The organism is Providencia sp. (assembly GCF_052096715.1).
In the GTDB taxonomy this organism is placed as follows: domain Bacteria; phylum Pseudomonadota; class Gammaproteobacteria; order Enterobacterales; family Enterobacteriaceae; genus Providencia.
The window spans coordinates 19156-41633 of sequence record NZ_JBQDNB010000019.1; the positions used below are offsets into that span (position 1 = coordinate 19156).

Annotated in this window: 20 protein-coding genes; 10 read left to right on the top strand and 10 right to left on the bottom strand. The window is 38.6% G+C overall.

The window, feature by feature from the left end:
- Positions 1-7 precede the first annotated feature (7 nt).
- Both hyi and glxR read left to right on the top strand, forming a co-directional pair.
- Positions 8-784 (top strand): hydroxypyruvate isomerase, encoded by a 777-nt coding sequence (hyi, locus tag ACTH6U_RS14410; protein ID WP_294109299.1) that lies wholly within the window; start codon positions 8-10, stop codon positions 782-784.
- Positions 785-797: 13 nt separating this feature from the next.
- On the top strand, positions 798-1679 hold the full coding sequence (gene glxR, locus ACTH6U_RS14415; RefSeq protein WP_294109305.1) for a 2-hydroxy-3-oxopropionate reductase: 882 nt from the start codon (positions 798-800) through the stop codon (positions 1677-1679).
- Between the two features lie 222 nt (positions 1680-1901).
- On the opposite strand, the gene ACTH6U_RS14420 is transcribed toward glxR, so the two are convergent.
- The 3 genes from ACTH6U_RS14420 to ACTH6U_RS14430 all read right to left on the bottom strand — a co-directional run bounded on the left by ACTH6U_RS14420 (position 1902) and on the right by ACTH6U_RS14430 (position 6225).
- Positions 1902-3197, bottom strand: coding sequence for a uracil/xanthine transporter (locus ACTH6U_RS14420; RefSeq protein WP_441832483.1), 1296 nt, complete (start codon positions 3195-3197; stop codon positions 1902-1904).
- A 69-nt stretch (positions 3198-3266) separates the two neighbouring features.
- Positions 3267-4628, bottom strand: a complete 1362-nt coding sequence (gene allB / locus ACTH6U_RS14425; protein ID WP_294109319.1) for an allantoinase AllB — start codon at positions 4626-4628, stop codon at positions 3267-3269.
- 106 nt (positions 4629-4734) lie between these two features.
- Positions 4735-6225 (bottom strand): allantoin transporter, encoded by a 1491-nt coding sequence (locus ACTH6U_RS14430; protein WP_441832484.1) that lies wholly within the window; start codon positions 6223-6225, stop codon positions 4735-4737.
- A 738-nt stretch (positions 6226-6963) separates the two neighbouring features.
- Here ACTH6U_RS14430 and ACTH6U_RS14435 point away from each other — a divergent pair.
- A complete protein-coding gene (locus tag ACTH6U_RS14435; protein ID WP_441832485.1) occupies positions 6964-8103 on the top strand; it encodes a glycerate kinase in 1140 nt (379 codons plus the stop codon).
- Between the two features lie 118 nt (positions 8104-8221).
- On the opposite strand, the gene ACTH6U_RS14440 is transcribed toward ACTH6U_RS14435, so the two are convergent.
- Positions 8222-9544 carry an anaerobic C4-dicarboxylate transporter gene (locus ACTH6U_RS14440; protein ID WP_294109359.1) on the bottom strand — a complete coding sequence of 441 codons (1323 nt, stop codon included), beginning with the start codon at positions 9542-9544 and terminating at the stop codon, positions 8222-8224.
- A 144-nt stretch (positions 9545-9688) separates the two neighbouring features.
- Positions 9689-11113 (bottom strand): aspartate ammonia-lyase, encoded by a 1425-nt coding sequence (aspA, locus tag ACTH6U_RS14445; RefSeq protein ID WP_294109367.1) that lies wholly within the window; start codon positions 11111-11113, stop codon positions 9689-9691.
- A gap of 411 nt (positions 11114-11524) precedes the next feature.
- On the opposite strand from aspA, the gene ACTH6U_RS14450 reads away from it, so the two are divergent.
- The 4 genes from ACTH6U_RS14450 to ACTH6U_RS14465 all read left to right on the top strand — a co-directional run bounded on the left by ACTH6U_RS14450 (position 11525) and on the right by ACTH6U_RS14465 (position 15027).
- Entirely contained in the window at positions 11525-12058 is a 534-nt protein-coding gene (locus tag ACTH6U_RS14450; protein ID WP_294109376.1) for an FxsA family protein, read from the top strand.
- 161 nt (positions 12059-12219) lie between these two features.
- Positions 12220-12513, top strand: a complete 294-nt coding sequence (locus ACTH6U_RS14455) for a co-chaperone GroES (protein ID WP_294109395.1) — start codon at positions 12220-12222, stop codon at positions 12511-12513.
- 51 nt (positions 12514-12564) lie between these two features.
- Positions 12565-14208: a chaperonin GroEL gene (gene groL / locus ACTH6U_RS14460; protein ID WP_294109402.1), complete on the top strand. Its 1644-nt coding sequence runs from the start codon at positions 12565-12567 to the stop codon at positions 14206-14208.
- A 474-nt stretch (positions 14209-14682) separates the two neighbouring features.
- On the top strand, positions 14683-15027 hold the full coding sequence (locus ACTH6U_RS14465; protein ID WP_294109412.1) for a DUF4156 domain-containing protein: 345 nt from the start codon (positions 14683-14685) through the stop codon (positions 15025-15027).
- Between the two features lie 80 nt (positions 15028-15107).
- On the opposite strand, the gene epmB is transcribed toward ACTH6U_RS14465, so the two are convergent.
- On the bottom strand, positions 15108-16136 hold the full coding sequence (gene epmB / locus ACTH6U_RS14470) for an EF-P beta-lysylation protein EpmB (protein WP_441832486.1): 1029 nt from the start codon (positions 16134-16136) through the stop codon (positions 15108-15110).
- A 43-nt stretch (positions 16137-16179) separates the two neighbouring features.
- On the opposite strand from epmB, the gene efp reads away from it, so the two are divergent.
- Entirely contained in the window at positions 16180-16746 is a 567-nt protein-coding gene (gene efp / locus ACTH6U_RS14475) for an elongation factor P (protein WP_294109430.1), read from the top strand.
- Positions 16747-16828: 82 nt separating this feature from the next.
- Here the strand turns inward: efp and ACTH6U_RS14480 are convergent, their stop codons facing one another.
- From ACTH6U_RS14480 to ACTH6U_RS14490, 3 genes are all read right to left on the bottom strand, one after another.
- The gene (locus ACTH6U_RS14480; protein ID WP_434719831.1) at positions 16829-17026 is read right to left on the bottom strand and encodes a YbdD/YjiX family protein; all 198 of its coding nucleotides are present in this window, start codon (positions 17024-17026) and stop codon (positions 16829-16831) included.
- Positions 17027-17197: 171 nt separating this feature from the next.
- Positions 17198-19291 carry a pyruvate/proton symporter CstA gene (cstA, locus tag ACTH6U_RS14485; protein WP_441832487.1) on the bottom strand — a complete coding sequence of 698 codons (2094 nt, stop codon included), beginning with the start codon at positions 19289-19291 and terminating at the stop codon, positions 17198-17200.
- A 354-nt stretch (positions 19292-19645) separates the two neighbouring features.
- Positions 19646-20554, bottom strand: a complete 909-nt coding sequence (locus ACTH6U_RS14490) for an EamA family transporter (protein ID WP_294109453.1) — start codon at positions 20552-20554, stop codon at positions 19646-19648.
- Between the two features lie 265 nt (positions 20555-20819).
- Between ACTH6U_RS14490 and sugE the strand changes: the two genes are divergently transcribed.
- Complete coding sequence (gene sugE / locus ACTH6U_RS14495; RefSeq protein ID WP_294109462.1) at positions 20820-21134, top strand: quaternary ammonium compound efflux SMR transporter SugE; 315 nt, start codon at positions 20820-20822, stop codon at positions 21132-21134.
- 79 nt (positions 21135-21213) lie between these two features.
- Here the strand turns inward: sugE and ACTH6U_RS14500 are convergent, their stop codons facing one another.
- Entirely contained in the window at positions 21214-21423 is a 210-nt protein-coding gene (locus ACTH6U_RS14500) for a helix-turn-helix domain-containing protein (protein ID WP_441832488.1), read from the bottom strand.
- A 237-nt stretch (positions 21424-21660) separates the two neighbouring features.
- On the opposite strand from ACTH6U_RS14500, the gene ACTH6U_RS14505 reads away from it, so the two are divergent.
- Positions 21661-22437 carry a hypothetical protein gene (locus ACTH6U_RS14505; RefSeq protein WP_441832489.1) on the top strand — a complete coding sequence of 259 codons (777 nt, stop codon included), beginning with the start codon at positions 21661-21663 and terminating at the stop codon, positions 22435-22437.
- The last annotated feature ends 41 nt before the right edge of the window (positions 22438-22478 follow it).

Genomic DNA, 22478 nt, shown 5'->3' on the forward strand with positions numbered 1-22478 from the left:
TAAGCTGATGACAAAGTTTGCAGCTAATTTATCGATGTTATTTACTGAAGTTGATTTTATGCAGCGTTTTAAACTCGCCGCTAAGAATGGCTTTAGTGCTGTGGAATATATGTTTCCTTATGATTTTCCAGCGCAAGCGATTAAAAAAGAACTTGATGATAATAAGTTAACTCAAGTTCTCTTTAATCTTCCTGCTGGTGATTGGGATGGTGGAGAGCGTGGAATTGCGTGCTTACCTCAAAGACAAGAAGAGTTTCAGCAAGGTGTTAAGCAGGCTATCGAATACGCAAAGGTATTAGGCTGTAAACAAATTAATTGTCTAGTTGGCCGTAAAGATCCTGCGCTTTCTGAAGCCGAAACGCTTATCACGTTAGTACAAAACTTACGTTTTGCGGCTGAATTACTGTCTAAAGAAAATATTCGTTTACTTGTCGAAGCGGTGAATACTTTTGATATTCCGGGTTTCTATTTAAACCGTTCTTTTCAAGTGAAAGAATTAATTAAACGCGTTAATCATCCAAATATTTATTTTCAATATGATATTTACCACATGCAGCGTATGGAAGGTGAATTAACTGAAACAATAAAGCAGTTATTTAATCATATCTCACATATCCAGTTAGCGGATAACCCAGGGCGTCATGAACCGGGAACCGGGGAAATAAATTATACCTATCTGTTTGAGCAACTTGAAGCTATGGGCTATCAAGGGTGGATTGGCTGTGAATATAAACCGGCCACAACCACAGAGCAGGGTTTGGATTGGTTAAAACAATATTCATAATGAGGGGTAGATCATGAAATTAGGCTTTGTGGGTTTAGGTATTATGGGTGCGCCAATGGCGGCGAACTTGATTAAAGGTGGTCATGAGTTAGCGGTTAATACTCGAGGTACTCTTCCTACTTCTTTATTAGAAAGCGGTGCTAAAGCCTATAATAACCCGAAAGAAGTGACAGAAAACTCAGATGTCATATTTATTATGGTGCCAGATACTCCGCAGGTTGCTGAGGTTCTATTTGGTGAGAATGGCTGTGGTTTTGCCAACTTAAAAGGCAAAATTATTGTAGATATGAGTTCTATTTCACCGATAGAAACCAAAGAGTATGCGAAAAAAATTAATGAACTTGGTGGCCAATATCTTGATGCACCGGTATCCGGTGGTGAAGTTGGCGCTCAACAGGGCACACTCAGCATCATGGTGGGGGGAGAAGAGGCTTCATTTTCCAAAGTGAAACCATTGTTTGAACTGATGGGTAAGAATATTAGTTTAGTGGGCGGTAATGGTGATGGACAAACATGCAAAGTTGCTAATCAAATTATCGTTGCACTAACCATTGAAGCGGTAGCAGAAGCACTTGTATTTGCTTCTAAAGCGGGTGCAGACCCAGCACGAGTACGTGAAGCGTTGATGGGGGGATTTGCTTCTTCAAGGATCTTAGAAGTTCATGGTGAACGCATGGTTAAGCGTACATTTGACCCAGGTTTTCGTATTTCGTTACATCAAAAAGATTTAAATCTTGCTCTACAAGGCGCTAAGGCACTGTCAATGAGTTTGCCTAATACGGCGACTTGCCAAGAGCTTTTCAATCTATGTGCCGCACATGGTGGTGAAAACAATGATCATTCGGCATTAGTGAAAGCTATTGAAATTATGGCAAATCATAAGCTCAGTGATTAAGTTACCGAAGTCGTAGTATGTTCTAAAAATAGTAATAAGTAGTTACAAGTAGTAAAACAGTTTAACTAGTCGTTTATTTGCCCCACGTATGTGGGGCTTTTTTTATGGGTAATAATTAAATTTTTTATGTGAAAAAAATAAGTTAGAGACAAAATTTTTTAAAAAAAAACGGAGCCTATAAATTAAGGCTCCGCTTTTATATTAAATTAACTTAGTTAAGTTTTATTTTACAGCATCCCATTTGAATATATTTTCAAGAATTATTGAGATAATAATTCCCATTAATAAGCCATTAGTGACAATAGGTCTTATCATTAATGGAATATCTTGCATATATGTTGGTGGAACACTCATTAAAAATATACCAATAAATAAAGGTAGTGCAAGGCGATAAATATTTCTTGGATTGAGCTCAAGTATGCGAATAAAGAGCAAAGAAGACCAAAGTAAAGGCAAGTAAGTCACCATCATAACGGTACTACTGATGACTAAAGGAAACGAAGAAAACAGACTGGATAAAATAGGAACCAAGCTGATAATTAAAAAGAAAATAGAGCCGATCACAAAAGGTTTTTTGCTGAAATCATTCGTTTGTGTAATGAGTCCGATAGAAGAAACGAAAGGCGCAAAAGGCACAATACCTAAAGGTGAACAAATAAATGTCATAGTACCGGAAGTAATAAAACTTCTTTTGTACATTGCTGGTGTTGAAGGGTTCTTTGCATTGAACATATCAGTCCCTTTGATGGCGCCAAAGGTATTTGAGGTATTGAGTAATGAAGCAATAATGCAGGTCACGACAATACCATAATTGATGGTTTCAATTTTACCTAATGGGAAAAGTTGCCAATTAATACTATTTGAAACGGTGGATTCTGATCTGAATAAAATTAAGAATAAAAACCAACCAAGAATTGACCCGATAAGTACTGCATATTTATTAATATTTCGAGGAAGAAGTACAATAATCGCAATGATGATCGCCATAATAAATAAAGCAAGTAGGAACGTTTCAAAGTTAATGTGCACAATATCTGTTGTTGCACTGAATGGGAGACCAAGCATGCCTTTTAGGAATATAGTGATTAAATTCGCACCTAATAAAAACATGAATACAGCCATGACACCGGGTGAAAATAGTAAAGCGAGATATTTCCCTGCACCACTAATACCAATTATAACTGTAATAATCCCTGCTATAGCAATACCAACCGCGAAGCTTCCACCAATCACTTCAAGAGGTGTGCCTTGAGCTGACTCGGCAAATGTCACTGAAAGAATAGTTCCCCACCATAAACCGGCTGGGCCTTCCATAATTGACCGTTTATGACCTGCAATAGCTTGAATCAAGCAAGCAACTGATGTTGCAAGGAAGGCATATTGAGTAATTGTTAGTGTTGTTGCATCAGACAGATGAAATGCAGATTGTAATGTAGGTGGAATAACAACAGTATTGCAAAAAATAAAAAAGAACCATTGTAGACCGGACAAACAGTTATCTTTGTTCAAACTAAACATAATCACTTCCTATTAAAATGACAATACAGCACACTCAATTAAGCGTGTGCTGTATCGTTCAATACAACATTACTGCTGGTGCTTCAATATAAATTTACCAATTGGGTTTTTACGCACACCTGTTTTTAACTCATAGATGGTTTCACCACGTAAAATGGTACGAGCAATTTGAGCGCCAATTTCTCGACCAATGTATGGGCTAATTTTATGACGGTATTCCAAATCTTCAGATTTTAATTCATAAGCTGAGTTAGGTTTGATGAAAACAAAGTCAGCATCTTTACCGATGGTAATAGACCCTTTATGTTTTAAGCCAAATATTTTCGCGGCATTAGTTGCCATTATTTGGGCAAACAAAGGTAGGCTCATCCCACGTTTCTGAACGGCTTCATCATACATAATATCTACACAGTTTTGCATTCCAGCAATACCACCCCATGATTTAAATACATGACCCTCTTTCATTTCTGGTGGACATGGGGAGTGATCAGAGCCTAAACAATCTATTTCACCTTTGAATAATTTCTCCCACATTCCTTTTTGATTCTGTGCATCTCGGATAGGTGGCGAACATTTAGCGGTATTGCCAATTTTGGCAAAGTCATCAGTTGTAAGGGCAAAATAGTGTGGGCAAGATTCTGCGGTTACCTTTTGACCTTCATTACGCGCTTTGGTGACTTCATCGACACCTTCAGGACTACTAATATGGCAGATATGGACTGGGCAATTCGCAACTTTGGCGAGATAAAGCACGCGGCGAATAGCTTCAATTTCAGTATATACAGGGCGAGAGGCAACATAATCATGTGCAGTTATCCGTCCTTCAGCCTCAGCTTCAAGGCCTAATGCGTCACAGATTGCTGCATTTTCGCAGTGAATGAGTACGGGAGAACCAAACTCGCTAATAATTTCAGCGCCACGTAAGAATTGAAAGTCATTAACTTCACGGAAGTCATTATCAATTGTTTTATCACCACAGGTTGCAATAAAGCATTTGAAGCCGACAACGCCTACATCATCAAGTTCGTGTAATTTCCCTAGATTATAAGAAACCAATCCCCCGAGTTGTGCGGCATCAACGGATAATTTACCGGAAGCGGCATCAAATTTAATTTCAATACTTTCACGGTCAACCGTTGCGGGTAATTGGTTTAAAGGCATCTCGATAATTGTTGTTATACCGCCTTTTGCTGCTGAACGCGTTCCGGTTTGGTAGCCTTCCCAATGCGTTCTGCCGGGCTCTGATATATGTGCGTGAGGATCAACCATACCTGGAGATACAATTAAACCGACTGCATTTATTTCTTCTTTAGCACCGGATAAACCTGCGCCAATGGCAGATATTTTGCCATCTTTTATCGCAATATCAGTAATTGTTGCTTCGTTTTCAAGAATGACAGTGCCGTTTTTAATGATTAAATCGTATGACATAGGTATTCCTTAGATAAGATTATTCTTTCATTTTATTAACATTACTGTTCAGCGTATTATTCGATATATTAAAAATTAATGAGCTGAATAGGTTCTTTATTCCAAACTATGCAGGGTTCTTTATTGCAATATCAGAATCCGCATTTAATAAAGCTTCTTTTTGTATTGCTTTTGTTGTGTCTTTTTTAAATAAAGAGTAGAGAACGAAAGCTAATATCACGCCTGCGAACCAAGATACTCGCGATACAGGTTCAAGTATGGGGATGATTTTTCCACCGAGAGAGAAAATAACGGCAATAACAGTGACAACGAATGCCGTAATATTAAATCCGTGTTCATAGAATTTATAATCACCCGCCTTTGTATACAGCACATCTAAATTAATTTTCGTACGCATCACAATAAAATAGTGGGATAACATGACACCGACTACAGGACCTAAAATACCGCCGATAATATCTAAGAAAGTATAAATGCTGTCCTGATTTTCAATTAATTTCCAAGGCATGATTAATACACTGATAATACTGGCGATGATAACACCGTGACGATAAGTTAATTTTGATGGATACAATGATGCAATTTGATAGCCTGCTGGGATAATGTTACCTGCCGCATTTGTTGAAATCGTGGCCATCAATATGACAATAACAGCAAATAGTGACGCGTATAAACTATCCCATTTTTGCACAATGTCGAGAACGTTCCATGTATTTACACCGTAGTGAATACTAGCGCCTGCTAATATACACACACTGCTGATAGCAAAGAGTAAGTAGGCAACAAGTAAACCGGCGGTTTGTCCAAAGGCTTGTTTCTTGAAACTAGATGAATATTGCGTGAAGTCTGAGGCATTTACCGCAGGTGCAGCCCAGACCGCGACCACGCTATTAATTACGATGAAAAAGAAAAAGACTTTACTTGGCGCTTCGCTAATTCCGTTTGGAATATAGTCAAGAATAGGTTGAATACCTACTAAAGAGATTGACCAGATTGCCATACCACCAAATAGTATGTAGATACAAGGATTTAAGATTGCAGTCAGTTTATTGAGTACTTTACCGCCACCGAGTCCGATAGCGACATTCATGGCCCAAAAAATAATAAACACCATGAAAGCAGGAATCGTCACACCCATATAGGTTTCGCCATTACCGATGTTTAAAAATTCAGGCCAAATTTTACCAATGAGAATTAATAAGGCCAGTGAACCGGTAAAACATTGCAAGCCAAACCACATAATCGCTGCAACACATCCTCTTAATATTCCTGGGAAAAGTGAGCCTTTGATACCATAAGATGCACGAAGTAGCATGGGAAATGGAATACCATATTTAGAGCCGGCAGCACCATTCATTACCATGATAAATGCAATACAAATGGAGCTAAGTACAATAGCAAACATGATATTCATGGTTGAGAGACCTAAAATGAAAAAGCCGCCCACCATTAGGTAATTTGGAACGTTGTGTACAGATCCCATCCAGAGAGTAAAATAATTAAATGCTTTCCATGTTCTTTGCTCGGGATCTTTAGGTAATAGGTCATCAGTGTAACCACGTTCACGATAAATCTCTTTTTCGTTTGATCGGTTCATATATGTGTCCTTTCACGCATATAATTTAAATATGAAAGCGAGAGATTTAACTAATCGAATTTTTAATAAAATACCAAAGTTATTATTTCAAAATTTTAAACAATCTTATTTTTTATATATGCGTCAACTTAATAACTTATTATTTATATATAGTTATTAGTTAACTTTATTTTATTATTATTACTAGCAGTTTTTAATTATTTCTTGGGTTTAATATAGCCACCCTTAACTCTGATAGGCAATGTATTTTTAAGAAAATTTTCCAAAAAATAGATCTAGAGCACTATTATGTTTTAAAGTTAATAAAAAACATATAGTTACAATTTTAATTTGTGGTTTTATTTTAACTTCATAAGTTATTTAAATGATTTTATTGTGAATTAAATTAACATTAACTCATTTTTTAGTGATTTAACGCTATTTCGTTTGATTTAATAGAATGTTTCTTGAGTTTATTTTTTTAAAACGTTGTTATTTATGGTTAATTTTAATTGGAAAATTTTTCCATTTAATCTTTTAAATTGTGATTCTTCTGATACAATAGCGTTAATTAGATAGTTAAGCTTTCGTTTAAGTTACCATGATGATTAAAAATAAAGACTTAGATCTTAAGATGAGGTTTTTAATTTCCTAAAATAGCGATAAATAATCTAATACATTTAGCTAATAAGAGATAATAATTACTCATGAGAGTGCTATTATTAAAAAATGACTCAGTTTTCGATAGGTGATCATATTATGAAAATTATCATAGCTCCCGATTCTTTCAAAGAAAGCATGTGTGCAGAAGTTGCAGCAAAAGCCGTTATGAAAGGATTTAAAATGGTATTTCCAGATGCACAATATGTCTGTTTACCTATTGCCGATGGTGGTGAAGGCACAGTTGATGCATTTATCGCAGCAGTAGGGGGCGAACGAGTCACCATAAAGGTTAAAGGCCCTCTTGGTGAGCCAACAATGGCATATTATGGTTTATTAGCGGCTAGGAAAACCGCCGTTATCGAAATGGCTCAAGCTAGCGGATTAATGTTAGTGGCTCCCGAACAACGAAATCCAATGCTGACGAGTAGTTATGGTACTGGGCAATTGATTCAAGATGCACTTGATAAAGGTGTTTCTCAGATTATTTTAGGTATTGGTGGTAGTGCGACAGTGGATGGTGGGGTCGGCATGCTACAAGCCCTTGGCGCAGTTTTTTATGATGATAAACAAAATGTACTGGGTACTGGCGGTAAGGTCTTAAATCAAATCGCAAAGATTGATATTTCGGCGCTAGACTCTCGCTTATTGGATTGCTCAATAAATGTGGCTTGTGATGTGGATAATCCATTAGTCGGTACTCGAGGTGCGGCTGTGGTGTTTGGCCCGCAAAAAGGAGCCACACCTGAAATGGTCGTTGAACTTGAAAATGGATTAAATCGACTTGCTGATGTTATTGAGCAGGTTAAAGGCCAAAACTATCGTCATCTAGCCGGCGGCGGTGCCGCTGGGGGTATCTCTGTTGCCGCAGCGGCATTTATGAATGCACAATTAAAGCCTGGGATTGATATTGTTATTGAGGCGGTCAAATTAGAACAGGAAATCGTGGATACCTCATTAGTGATTGTAGGGGAAGGAAGCATGGATGGGCAAACTGCTGGCGGTAAAGCGCCAATAGGTATTGCTAAAGTAGCTGCAAAACATCATGTTCCCGTGATAGCACTTAGCGGTGTTTTAGGTGATGGTGTGGAAGGATTACATCAAGAAGGGATTGATGCGTTTTTTAGTATCTTACCTCGCCTATCTAAATTGGACGAAGCATTAACACAAGGTGAGATTAACTTACAGCAAACCGCGTATAACGTCGCTACAGTACTTAAGATAGGGCAACAGCTATAAACCAAGAAATAAGAACCATAGATGGGTTGCATTAACCAATAAAGAAAAACCCGTGGTATTCAGTTTAAAACTGCTACCACGGGTTTTTTATGATATTAATTCGTTTTTTTTACCACAACTACAGCATCATACCGCCAAATAGGAAGCCGAATGTAACGGCTAATGCAACGGCGATAGTACCTGGTATAAAGAATGGGTGGTTAAAGACTAAGCGACCAATACGTGTTGTCCCGGTATCATCCATTTGAACCGCCGCAACAAGTGTTGGGTAAGTTGGCAGAATGAACAGGCCTGATACCGCTGCAAAAGAAGCGATGGCAGTCAGTGGGCTAACATGCAGTGCTAATGCCATTGGCATCAGTGCTTTAGCAGTTGCAGCTTGTGAATAAAGAAGAGCTGAACAGAAGAAGAAAATAACTGCTAACATCCAAGAGTGTTCGTGGATTAGGTCACCCGCAGTTGCTTTGATCCAGTCTAAGTTATGTTGTACGAAAGTATCACCTAACCAGGCCACACCTAAGATACAGATACATGCACTCATACCTGCTTTAAATGTACTTGAGTTGAGGATAGCATCCGTATTGACACGGCACAGTACAGTGATCAGTGTTGCAACAGTTAACATGATGATCAAAATGGCATTCGTCGTATTCATCAACGGTGTTTCAACGATCCCTAAACTTGGGCTGTTAATGATTGCATAAGCAACGACACTCACAACACCTAATAGAAATAGCAGAACAGAGGCTTTAGCACCGTCTTTGATTTCTTTTACTTGGCTACCACGTAGTTCAACTAAACCTTCAGCTAAACGTTTTTGATAGATTGGGTCATCAGAAAGTTTAGAGTTGAAAGTCCAAGAGATGATGAATGACATCAAAATAATCGCAAGGAATGTTGATGGCAATAAAATCCCTAACAGCGTGATGTAGCTGACAGTGTTACCTGCACCCATCATTGCTGGATTTTCCATAACAGAGGCCATATAGACAACTGCTGCAGAAATTGGTGATGCAGTGATACCTATCTGCGCTGCAACTACGGCGGTAGATAGTGGACGACATGGTTTTACACCTTGCTCTTTCGCAACTTCAGCAATAACAGGTAGTGTTGCTAATGAAATATTACCTGTACCTGCAAATAGCGTCAGAAAATAAGTCACGATAGGGGCTAGGATCGTGATGTATTTTGGATTACGACGTAATAATTTTTCTGTTTGAGCAACCAAATAATCGAGACCACCTGCAATTTGCATTGCAGAGATGGCAGCGATAACAGCCATGATAATAGAGATTACGTCAAATGGAATTGTGCCCGGTTTCACGCCAATAGCTGCGAGTACCAAAACACCTAGGCCACCGGCAAAGCCGATACCTATCCCACCAAGACGGGCCCCCAAAAAAATGGCCAGCAGAACAATAATAAATTCTACGGCTAACATAGTGCTTACTCCTCGATAAAATGAAAATTAAAATTATGAAAATATTATGTTAATTTTTTGTATGTGCATTAATCAAAAAAGGCACGCTTTCTAATGAGAGGCGTGCCTTTATTTTTAAGTATTATTTATGATTTGCATCTATTTTTAGTCATCAAATCTTTTTGCTTTGTAAGCTGGGTGTTTTAAGTTCTCAACAGAGAAAATATCATCCAATTCAGCTTCAGTCAGTAGACCACGCTCAAGTACGACTTCGCGGACACTTTTACCTGTTTCAGCACAAATTTTACCCACGATATCACCATTATGGTGACCGATGAATGGGTTTAAGTAAGTGACGATACCGATAGAGTTAAACACGAATGCTTCACAGATTTCTTTATTCACTGTGATGCCATCGACGCATTTCTCGACGAGGTTGCGACAAGCGTTATTTAGCAGCGAAATTGATTCAAACATTGCTTGACCAATTGCTGGTTCCATAACGTTTAACTGCAACTGACCCGCTTCTGCTGCCATCATTACGCAAATATCGTTACCCATAACTTTAAAGCAAGCTTGGTTCACAACTTCTGGAATAACAGGGTTAACTTTTGCTGGCATGATTGAAGAACCTGCTTGTAATTCTGGCAGATTAATTTCTTTCAATCCAGTACGTGGACCTGAAGACAACAAACGTAAGTCATTACAGATTTTAGACAATTTAACTGCAAGACGTTTCAATGCCGCATGAACGGTAATGTAAGCACCACAGTCAGATGTTGCTTCGATGAGGTCTTCTGCTGGAACACAAGCTAGGCCTGTAACCTCAGCTAATTTCTCAACTGCAAGTTTTTGATAACCAGGAGCAGTATTCAGACCAGTACCGATAGCCGTTGCACCTAAGTTAACTTCAAGCAGTAAATCGATGCTGCGTTTTAAGTTTTTCTCTTCTTCTTTTAAAAGAGTTGCAAAAGCATGGAATTCTTGACCAACAGTCATTGGAACAGCATCCTGCAACTGGGTACGACCCATTTTCAGAATGTCTTTGTATTCTTCTGCTTTTCTTTCGAAACCTTTTTTCAGGTAAGTAACAGATTCAATTAATTTTAATACAGAGTTGTACACTGCGATACGGAACCCGGTAGGGTATGCATCGTTGGTAGATTGGCTTTTATTCAAATGGTCATTTGGGTTTAGGAACTCATATTCCCCTTTCTTATGACCCATTAGTTCAAGACCAATGTTTGCCAGAACTTCGTTGGTATTCATGTTGAGTGATGTACCCGCACCACCTTGGAATACGTCAACAGGGAACTGGTCCATACATTTACCATCGTTCAAAATCACATCACATGCTTTGATGATAGTTTCCGCAATACTACGCGGAATAGTGTGTTGCTCTTTATTAGCTAAAGCGGCGGCTTTTTTTACCATAACCATGCCACGGATAAACTCTGGGACATCATTGATGGTGCGGTCACTTATATAAAAGTTTTCAATCGCACGTAGAGTATGAACACCATAATAGGCATCTGCTGGAACTTCTTTCTTACCTAACAGGTCTTCTTCGATACGAAAATTGTTTGACATGAGAACCTTCTTAATTAGATTACAGTTACTGTCCGTTTTATGCGCTTCTAAAAAAAATATATATACCGTGAAACAAAACTTTGCAGGTGGTTAACACCTATTACTCCGTTGTCAGCATTATGTTCTACTGATTTATGGGTAGATCATATGCTTTTACACAGATAATGCCTTGAACCTAGATCACTATATAGTTTGATTTATGAAACAGATTTCACGATGTGTGATCTGAGTCACAGATAAGTGCTACTAACTAAAAAAAACCAACAGTTGAAATACGTTATATTCATCCCAATTATTATGGCTATACTAAAGAAAAAAGCGAATATTGAACGTTGTCTCTTAGATGCAGTTCACAAAGGTTTCCCTAGAGGCATTAAATAGTTGATAGCTTATTGAAATAAAGGAGAACTTGTGCGCTGGTTACCACTAATATTGATATGTCTTCTCATTTACATTGAGTCAGTCATATTTGTCCGAGTTGCTACTGAAGTTGGCGTGTTAATGACACTCCTTTTAGTTGTTCTGACCTCTTGTTTAGGGGTTTCCTTGGTGAAGAATCAAGGTATGAAAAATGTTATGCAGATTCAGCAAAAATTAGTTTCTGGTGAAAGTCCTGCGGCTGAAATGATTAAAAGTGTTGCGCTAGTATTAGCGGGCTTTTTATTAATTGTGCCAGGCTTTTTTACTGACTTTATTGGTCTGCTATTACTGCTACCCCCTGTTCAAAAATTATTCGTCATGCGGTTGATCCCACATATTCGTTTTTATCAGCCTGGAAATGGCTTTAATAATCCAGGTAGAAGCCATCCACAAAATGGTGATGTTTTTGAAGGTGAATTTCAACGTAAGCAGGATGATGCTTCTTATACTATTGATAATTCAGATACTATCGATGGTTCGAATAAATCGACAGATTCAGATAAAGACCCTCGCTCGAAGAATTAATTTTCTTTATTTATAGGGGAGATAAAAACAAAAAATTTTTATCTCCCCCCTTGAAGTCTCTTCCGCTAGCCCCAATCTGTTCAAACAGGGTACTAGTTTATTTGAGACATACTGGTATCGTCCGTTACCTAGTGTGGACTTTGTTTACAGGAGAACTATTAATGAAAATTCGTCCATTGCATGACCGTGTCATCGTTAAACGTAAAGAAGTTGAATCAAAATCTGCGGGTGGAATTGTTTTAACGGGAACTGCAGCGGGTAAATCTACTCGTGGTGAAGTCCTTGCAGTAGGCCACGGTCGCATCCTTGAAAATGGTGAAATTAAAGCACTGGATGTTAAAGTTGGCGATATCGTGATTTTTAACGACGGTTATGGCGTGAAAGCTGAAAAAATCGACAATCAAGAAGTGTTGATCATGTCAGAAAGCGATATTCTGGCGATTGTTGAAGCGTAATTTTCACTTAAAACTTCTCAACTAACGAAAAGAATTTGAAGGAAAGAGATAATGGCAGCTAAAGACGTTAAATTTGGTAGTGATGCACGTACGAAAATGCTTCGTGGTGTGAATATTCTTGCTGATGCAGTAAAAGTAACTTTAGGTCCTAAAGGCCGCAACGTAGTTTTAGATAAATCTTTTGGCTCACCTGTTATCACTAAAGATGGTGTTTCTGTTGCACGTGAAATTGAATTAGAAGATAAATTCGAAAACATGGGTGCTCAGATGCTGAAAGAAGTTGCATCTAAAGCTAACGATGCAGCGGGTGACGGTACAACAACTGCAACAGTTCTTGCTCAAGCTATCATCACTGAAGGCTTGAAAGCGGTTGCTGCGGGTATGAACCCGATGGATTTGAAACGCGGTATCGATAAAGCCGTTATTGCAGCAGTTGAAGAGCTTAAAGCGCTTTCTGTTCCATGTTCAGATACTAAATCAATCGCACAGGTTGGTACTATTTCTGCAAACTCTGACGAAACCGTTGGTAAATTAATCGCAGAAGCAATGGATAAAGTCGGCAAAGAAGGCGTTATCACTGTTGAAGAAGGTACTGGTCTGGAAGATGAGCTGGATGTTGTTGAAGGTATGCAGTTCGATCGCGGTTACCTGTCTCCTTATTTCATCAACAAACCTGAAACAGGCGCAGTTGAGCTGGAAAACCCATTCATCCTGTTAGTTGATAAAAAAATCTCTAACATTCGTGAATTATTGCCAGTATTAGAAGGCGTTGCGAAAGCAAGCAAACCACTTCTGATTGTTGCAGAAGATGTTGAAGGCGAAGCGTTGGCAACTTTGGTTGTTAATACTATGCGTGGCATCGTGAAAGTAGCCGCAGTTAAAGCCCCTGGTTTTGGTGATCGTCGTAAAGCAATGCTGCAAGATATCGCTGTATTGACTAACGCGACTGTGATCTCTGAAGAAATCGGTATGGAGCTTGAAAAAGCAACATTAGAAGATTTGGGTCAAGCAAAACGTATCGTTATTAATAAAGATACCACTATTATCATCGATGGTGTTGGTGATGAAGCGACAATTGCAGGACGTGTTGCTCAAATCCGTCAACAGATCGAAGAATCAACCTCAGATTATGACCGTGAAAAACTGCAAGAGCGTGTGGCTAAATTAGCTGGCGGCGTTGCAGTCATTAAAGTCGGTGCAGCAACTGAAGTTGAAATGAAAGAAAAACGTGCTCGCGTTGATGATGCTCTACATGCAACTCGCGCAGCAGTAGAAGAAGGCGTTGTTGCTGGTGGTGGTACTGCACTGGTTCGTGTTGCTGCTAAGCTTGAAGGCATGAAAGGCGATAACGAAGATCAAACCGTTGGTATCCGTGTTGCATTACGTGCAATGGAATCACCAATGCGTCAAATCGTAACTAACGCAGGTGCTGAAGCGTCTGTGGTTGTTAACAACGTTAAAGCTTCTAAAGGCAACGAAGGTTACAACGCGGCAACTGATACTTATGGCGATATGATTGCTATGGGTATTTTGGACCCAACTAAAGTTGCACGTTCAGCGCTGCAATTTGCAGGTTCTATCGCAGGCCTGATGATCACTACAGAAGCTATGGTTACTGATCTGCCAAAATCAGATGCATCTGATTTAGGTGCAGGCGGTATGGGCGGAATGGGTGGAATGGGCGGTATGATGTAAGCCATTTGGCTGCATTATGCTCTAATCGCTCTAGTGGATGACACTAGAGATGGTGAAGCCTAATAAGACCGGCATTGTTAGTTTACCTAGCGATGCCGGTTTTTTTATTGCTAACAATTGTGCTTTGCAATTATTTTTGCGCAAAGGTAGTGCATCAGGTTATATTTAGCGTAAGGTAAAAAATGGTCTAAATAAGTAAAGAACAGAACAGGGTGTATTGGTGGTTTTGTGGTAAACTCTATTCGACTGATGGTATATGAAAACGTGAATATTGATTACTTTTAGTTAGCGCGTTAACGACATTCGAATTTTATCGCCCAATAGGGTGTGAATTTTGACTCTATCGCTGTTTAGAAATGTAGATGAAAATCTAAGTGTTTCATAAAATAGAGTTATAAAACAAATGATTGGACGATATTAACTAAAGGCATTTTCAAACCAGCTGCAAAAACATAATGAATAATGAGGGAAAACATGCGAATTAAAGTATTGCTTGGTGCTGCTGCATTGCTGCTGTTAGCAGGTTGTACGACAACCACTAATTTATCTTCAGCAGGCTCACAAGTTCGTTTTGTTGAAAATCAACCTGGAAGTGATTGCCAGCTTCTTGGTCAGGTCGCAGGGACTCAAAGCAACTGGTTGAGTGGTGTGAATAATGAATCTAGCGCTATGCGCAGTGCTGCTAACGATTTACGTAATAAAGCAGCAGCAATGGGTGGTAATGTGATTTTTGGCGCAACTAGCCCGAGTGAAACCATTCTTTCTAGTTTCATACCCGTAGACAGTAAAATGATTGGCCAAGTTTATAAGTGCCCTTAAAATGAATTAATAACGCCCGATTGAAACTATTTGATTTTGGATTACTCAATAGTTCTCAGTAATTCGGGCGTTTTTCAATTTTAATTTTGCCTTAAATTGAGGTCGAGTAGTGTTTTACTTGGCTCTCCTCCAATTTCCCGCGCAAGCTTGGGTACTAGATATCCCGAAACTCGACTAAGTAGCTGTTGGATAAGCTGCCTAGCTTCTTGATCGCTCACGAGAAAGTGCGCAGCGCCTTGTACTTTATCCAGCACATGTAAGTAGTAGGGTAAAATTCCGGCATCAAATAAGGTATTACTTAGATTAGCTAGCGCGGTGACATTATCATTAACTTGGCGTAGTAAGACGCTTTGGTTTAATAAAGTGACTTTTGCGTTTTTAAGCTTTTGCATCGCAGCACTAAAGTCTGCATCAATTTCGTTGGCATGATTAACGTGAGTCACCATAATGACTTGTAGGCGTGAGTTTGCCAGCCTATCACACAAGGCATCAGTGATACGTTCAGGGATAACAACCGGCAAACGAGAGTGAATTCTAAGGCGCTTAACATGCTCAATAGATTCAAGTTGGCTAATCAGCCAATCGAGCTCACTGTCTTTTGCCATCAAAGGATCACCACCTGAGAAGATGATTTCATTGAGTTCAGTGTGATTTTTTATATAATCCATCGCCACTAACCAGTTATTTTTATTTCCCTTGTTATCTTCATAAGGAAAATGCCTGCGAAAACAGTAGCGGCAGTTTACTGCACAGCCACCTTTAACCAGCATTAATGCGCGATTGTGGTATTTATGCAGTAAACTTGGGATCGCATTATCTTGCTCTTCCAGTGGATCAACAGAAAAGCCGGGATGTATATCGAACTCTGCTTTTGCGGTTAACACTTGCAATAGTAGAGGGTCTAATGGATCGCCTTTTTTCATTCTAGAGACAAAAGGATGAGGAACACGTAGTGGAAATAACTGACGTGCACTATGACCTTCTTTCGATGGTTGGTGGCTTTCCAAGTTTAATATTTGCAGCAATTCATCAGGATCCGTGATTGCTTCAGCAAGTTGTTGTATCCAGACTTCTCTGGATGGGGTATTTTGAGTTATAATATCGACCATTTTTTGGCTATGCCATTTTTAGTTTATAAATTAGAGGATCTCCATGGCTACTTATAGTACCAATGAATTCCGCTCAGGTCTTAAAATCATGTTAGATGGTGAGCCTTGTGTCGTTCTTGAAAGTGAATTTGTTAAACCGGGTAAAGGTCAAGCGTTCGCACGTGTGCGTCTTCGTAAACTGATTTCTAACAAATTGTTGGAAAAAACATTTAAATCTACTGATTCTGCAGAAGGTGCGGATGTCATGGATATGAACTTAACTTACCTCTATAACGACGGTGAGTTCTGGCATTTCATGAACAATGAGACTTTCGAACAGTTAGCGGCAGATGAAAAAACCGTTGGCGATAACGCTAAATGGTTAGTTGATCAAGCTGAATGTATTTTAACACTGTGGGATGGTCGTCCAATTTCAGTGACACCACCAAACTTTGTTGAATTAGAAATCACAGATACAGATCCAGGTCTGAAGGGTGATACAGCAGGTACAGGTGGTAAACCAGCAACGCTGAGCACAGGCGCAGTAGTTAAGGTTCCTCTATTTGTTCAAATCGGTGAAATTATCAAAGTTGATACGCGTTCAGGTGAATACGTTTCACGCGTAAAATAATTTTTCACGATCGAATTGAAAGACAAAAAGCCGTGGCTTCAATACCACGGCTTTTTTATGTTTAAAATTCAACTAGTGAGCATTAACAACATTTGGGCCCACCCTTACCGCCATAGCGCGCATCTTGCCGTTCTTTGAAAAACTCTTCGTAGGTCATCGGTGTTTGATCGGGATGAGTTACCTGCATATGTGCAACATAGTTATCATAATCAGGGATACCGACCATCATTTTTGCCGCTTGGCCTAGATAGCGTGCCGCATTACCCAGTGCTCCAAACATTTTGTATCCTCGTCATATTTTGTGTTGTAGCGTTGTTGGCTTCGCTCAGCTACCTTAGTCACATACTTATGTATGCTCCTAAGGATATCCTCGCTTACCGCCTAGCTACAACACAAATTATTTTAGATATCGACTTTTTTGTCGCATATAATTTAATTATTGATAACCAACTTAATGATGGCGTGTATTGGCCACGATATCTTTATAGTTTGCTGGCATTGGCTCATAAGGAACCTCATTAGCAGTTGGCTCATCAGACTTCAATGCTTTTAGCGCGGTACGTATTGAGAATAGCGCTAAGAAGACGACGACAATCATAAAGAATATGGTTAAGCCTGCATCTAATCGGTTATTGAATATTAACTGATTCAATTGTGATTCAGTATACTGCACAGGAATATTACCGCTATCAATCATTGCTTGGAATTTATTTGCTACAGCTAAGAAGCCAACTCGTGCATCTTCACTGAAGGTTTTTTGCCAGCCAGCAGTCATGGTACAAATCAATAACCAAGATGTTGGTACCAAGGCGACCCACGCATATCTTTGACGCTTCATTTTGAATAGCACAACTGCACATAGCATTAATGCCATACCTGCGAGCATTTGGTTGGCAATACCAAACAGCGGCCATAAGGTATTGATACCGCCAAGTGGGTCAACGACACCTTGATGAAGGAAATAGCCCCAAGCAAGTACACATAATGCGGTTGCCATTAGATTGGCTGGTAGCGAATCGGTTCGTTTCATGGACGGAGAAATAACACCCAGTAAATCTTGTAACATAAAGCGCGCAGCACGGGTACCTGCATCAACAGCGGTAAGAATAAATAAGGCTTCAAATAAAATGGCAAAGTGATACCAGAATGCCACGTTCATCAACCCGCCTAATGCACCGTGTAGAATGTAAGCCATACCAACAGCAAGTGTTGGTGCTCCTCCTGCGCGAGAAATAATGCTACTTTCACCAACATCATTGGCTATTTGATGTAATTGATCAGGTGTGATTTGAAAACCCCAACTACTAACAACTTGAGCAGCTGATACCACGACATCTTGTGTTCCAGCAGGTGCAAGCATTGCCATTGGACTATTCATAGCGAAATAAACACCAGGGTCAATCACACAAGCTGCGACCAATGCCATGATAGCGACAAATGACTCCATTAACATGCCACCATAACCGATAAAGCAGGCTTGATTTTCATTGGCGAGCATTTTCGGTGTGGTACCAGATGCAATCAAAGCATGGAAACCAGAAACTGCGCCACAAGCAATGGTAATAAATAAGAATGGGAAAAGGTCGCCCGCCCAAACTGGGCCTGTACCATCAATATATTTAGTTAATGCAGGCATTTGCAGGCTAGGATTTAAAATTAAAATACCAATAGCAAGACCAATAATTGTACCAATTTTTAAGAAGGTGGAAAGATAGTCTCGTGGTGCAAGTAATAACCATACAGGTAAAACAGCAGCAACAAAGCCATAGCCAACTAGCATCCAGGTTAGTTGTACACCTGTATAATCAAAGTAAGGAGCCCATGTTTCGCTTTCGGCTATCCAGCCTCCAGAAATAATTGCGAAGATTAAAAAGACTAAACCGATTATGGAAACTTCACCAATGCGTCCGGGACGAATATAGCGTGTATAAATTCCCATAAAAATAGCGAGAGGGATAGTAAATGCAACTGTATAAGTTCCCCAAGGGCTATGAGTTAAAGCTTTTACAACAATCATGGCGAGAACGGCTAGAATGATGACCATAATCATAAAACAGGCGATGAGTGCGAGAATTCCCGCGGTATTGCCCATTTCCTCTTTAACTAACTCGCCTAAAGAACGGCCATCACGGCGTGTTGATACAAATAACACCATAAAATCTTGAACCGCACCAGCGAGCACAACGCCTGCAAGCAGCCATAACATGCCGGGGAGATAACCCATCTGTGCAGCAAGCACAGGGCCGACTAAAGGACCTGCACCGGCGATTGCGGCAAAATGGTGACCAAATAAAACTTTTTTATCTGTTGGAACGTAATCAAGCCCATCATTATGACGAATTGCAGGTGTCATGCGCGTTTCGTCAACTTGAAGCACTTTCTTGGCAATAAAAATACCATAATAACGATATGCGATAAGATAAACGCAGACTGCGGCAACAACAATCCACAGTGCGTTTATCTGTTCACCACGATTTAAGGCTACATAACCTAGCGAAAAAGCGCCAAGCAGAGCGAGAGCAATCCATATCAATTGTTTACCCATAGCTATCCCCGTCTATTAATTTATTGGTTTTTTATTATTAATTTAAGTAAAACTGTGAAAGGTATAACCATACTTAGAGGAAAGGAAAAGTAGCTAAAACGAGACACCAAGTTGAAACTTGTAAGTAAATTTAATAATTGCAGTTCATATCACTAAATAAGGGTAAATTATTGGATTTTATTCGGATTGTGACTATGAAAACAAATGGGTACAAGGTTGAATTCTGAAAATATTAATTATTTCAATATTTAAATCTAATTCTATCTTTTGTTTTTTTGATTAAAAAAGCGGGAATATTTGGTATTCATAAAAAGAAACCGGAAGATAAAACCTCCGGTATTTCAATATGTAGATTTAAGCCTGTCTTAAGCGTTGGATTATTTTTTTACCAAAAAGCGTCATAATAAGACCTAACATAATCAAGATGAGGCCAGCAATTTGTATGCTATTGATATGTTCACCAAGGAATAATGCACTACTACTCAATCCAAAAACGGGAACGAGAAGCGAGAAGGGAGCAACTCGCCATGCTTCGTAACGTCCTAGCAGTACACCCCATAGCCCATAGCCAATAAAAGTTGATAAGTAGGCAAGATATAGGATCACGCCAAATATTGACCAATTGAAAGAGGATAGCCCTTCAACGATTGCGTCTTCACCTTCAAAAATCCATGAGCACAGCAAAAATGGAATAATTGGAATTAGAGCACTCCAACTAACAAGAGAGAGAGCACTACACTTATTTTCACCTTGGTTTTGCATAATAATTCTATTGGTGATATTTCCACATGCCCATGATAATCCGGCAATTAATGTAAACATTAGCCCAAGGAATGGAATATCATCTAGCCCGCCAGAGGTGGCTCCATTGGCTAAAACAGTGAGTCCCGCAATAGCAATAAACATACCAATAAAATGTGTGGCTTGAAGGGATTCTTTTAAAATCATAGCCCCTAATAGTAGAGTAAAAAAGGCTTGGGACTGAAGAATGACAGAGGTGATTCCAGCTGGCATTCCGACTCTAATGGCACTAAAAAGAAATGCAAACTGCCCAAAGCTGATAGTCAGCCCATATAACAACAGCAATTTAAAGGGAATTTTAGGTCGTTTAAAAATAAAAATCGCAGGAAATGCGACGAAAGCAAAACGTAACGCACCAAGTAATAGTGGTGGTAAGGCGGTGACCCCAAGTTTGATAATCACAAAGTTAACGCCCCAAATAATCACCACGCAAAGGGCGAGTAATATATCTTTGAAACTCATGCTATTTTCTCAATAATAATCGACATTATGCTTTCTACTTTACCCTTGGTGATACAAGAGTGCGATGACAACTGTGCTAGATGATAAAATAAAGTATAAATAGGTTAATTACCGTCACTGATTTGGACTTATATGTTATTTTGCATGGCTTGAGTCTTAGAACGCGAACGTTTATAATAAATACTCAAATCAACCGTGTCCAGGACGACCTGAATTACGTTCAAATAATGGGGACGACCCTGAGTAGTTTACAGGAGAAATGGCAATGGCCTGGATCATCCTCTTATTCGCTGGTCTATTAGAAATTGTTTGGGCGATTGGATTAAAATATACCCACGGTTTCACCCGACTCACACCAAGTATCATTACTATTGTTGCCATTATTGCAAGTATGGGACTGTTAGCCTATGCAATGCGTGATTTGCCAGCTGGAACAGCTTATGCAATCTGGACGGGAATTGGTGCAGTTGGTACCGCAATTGTCGGTATTATTTTCTTGGGTGAGTCAGCGAATATATTTCGTTTGCTGAGTTTAGGCTTAATAGTCGCGGGCCTAATTGGACTGAAAGTATCGAGTTAATCATTTAAAATTAATAAACGGGCAGCGTTAATGCCCGTTTATATTTAGCTTAATATTATTTATCATCATAATTCATAATTTATTTTTTCATATAACGAGATGGCCATATTTCAGCGGGGGTTATCTCTAAAAATTCTGCAATAATTCTTTCTCCTTTAGGCCAGCGCCTTGAAAGGGCATTACTAAGTGTGGCTGAATTTAAACCAGCAGATCGAGATATCGCTGACAAAGTTGAGCCTTTTTTTCTTATTGCGGCAATGATATCCGCAGAATGCCAATCGGGTTTCATATTTTCTCCAATAATTAATAGTTAATTAAATATATTTAATAATTAATGTGAAATTAACTTTCACATTTTTAACTGAATTTCACTTATTAATGTAAACGGTAAGTTTATTTTTTAATAGTTATATTAAACTAACCTTTTAATGTTTATTTTTATGTGATAAAAATATATTGATTTGAACTTTTATGCTTAATTGATTTAAGTGGTCACTTAAAAACAATCAATGTTAAGGTTAATCTTATGGATGTTAAAAGCAAGTTTTTAGAAAAATCTTGTGCTAATTTATCGAATTTATTCTCTAATTATTTTGATTGGAATGATATTGATCTTTCTTTTTCTAGAATTGATATTTTAAATAAAGAAATTAGTATAATTTCTAATAATTATGAATGGTTGCTAATGTATTGGGATGATGATTTAGATAAAATAATTAGTGAAAGACTTTCATCAGGAATTCAGTATTGGGCTAATTATTCAAATTCTTATAAAAACACTTTGGCTAAATCAAATAAAAATGCTTTAAAAGTGGATTTTTGTACTAAGTATGGAGGTGTTTATGAAATAACATCAATAAATTCAAAGAAAAAACTATCAATAAAAGACATGATAGCAATTTATAAATGCCGGCCTATAGTATCGGATTATGCACATAGTACATGGAAAAAGGATGATAGTGTTATATTGCCACAAAGAGAAAATATAGTTTTGCCAATAGAATCAATTGGAAATCAAGAGTTACAGGAGGTTGAACCATTAGATATCCATCAATATATGCGTTTCGGTAATATTCGATTCACTTGTAAAGAGATCATAACTATTCGGTTATTATTATCTCATTGTAAGGTTAAAGAAATTAGTTATATTCAAGGATGTTCAGAAGCCTGTGAACACAAACGCATTCTACGTATTAAAGAAAAACTTAATTGCCCTCATGCATCTTCAAGCAGTTTATTTAATGCTTTAAAAGAAAATGGCATTACGCTAGCTTGCTTGGAAACTTTAGTTAGTTATCCATAGATATCTATTGATATTTTTAATTTAATTTAATTTAATTTAAT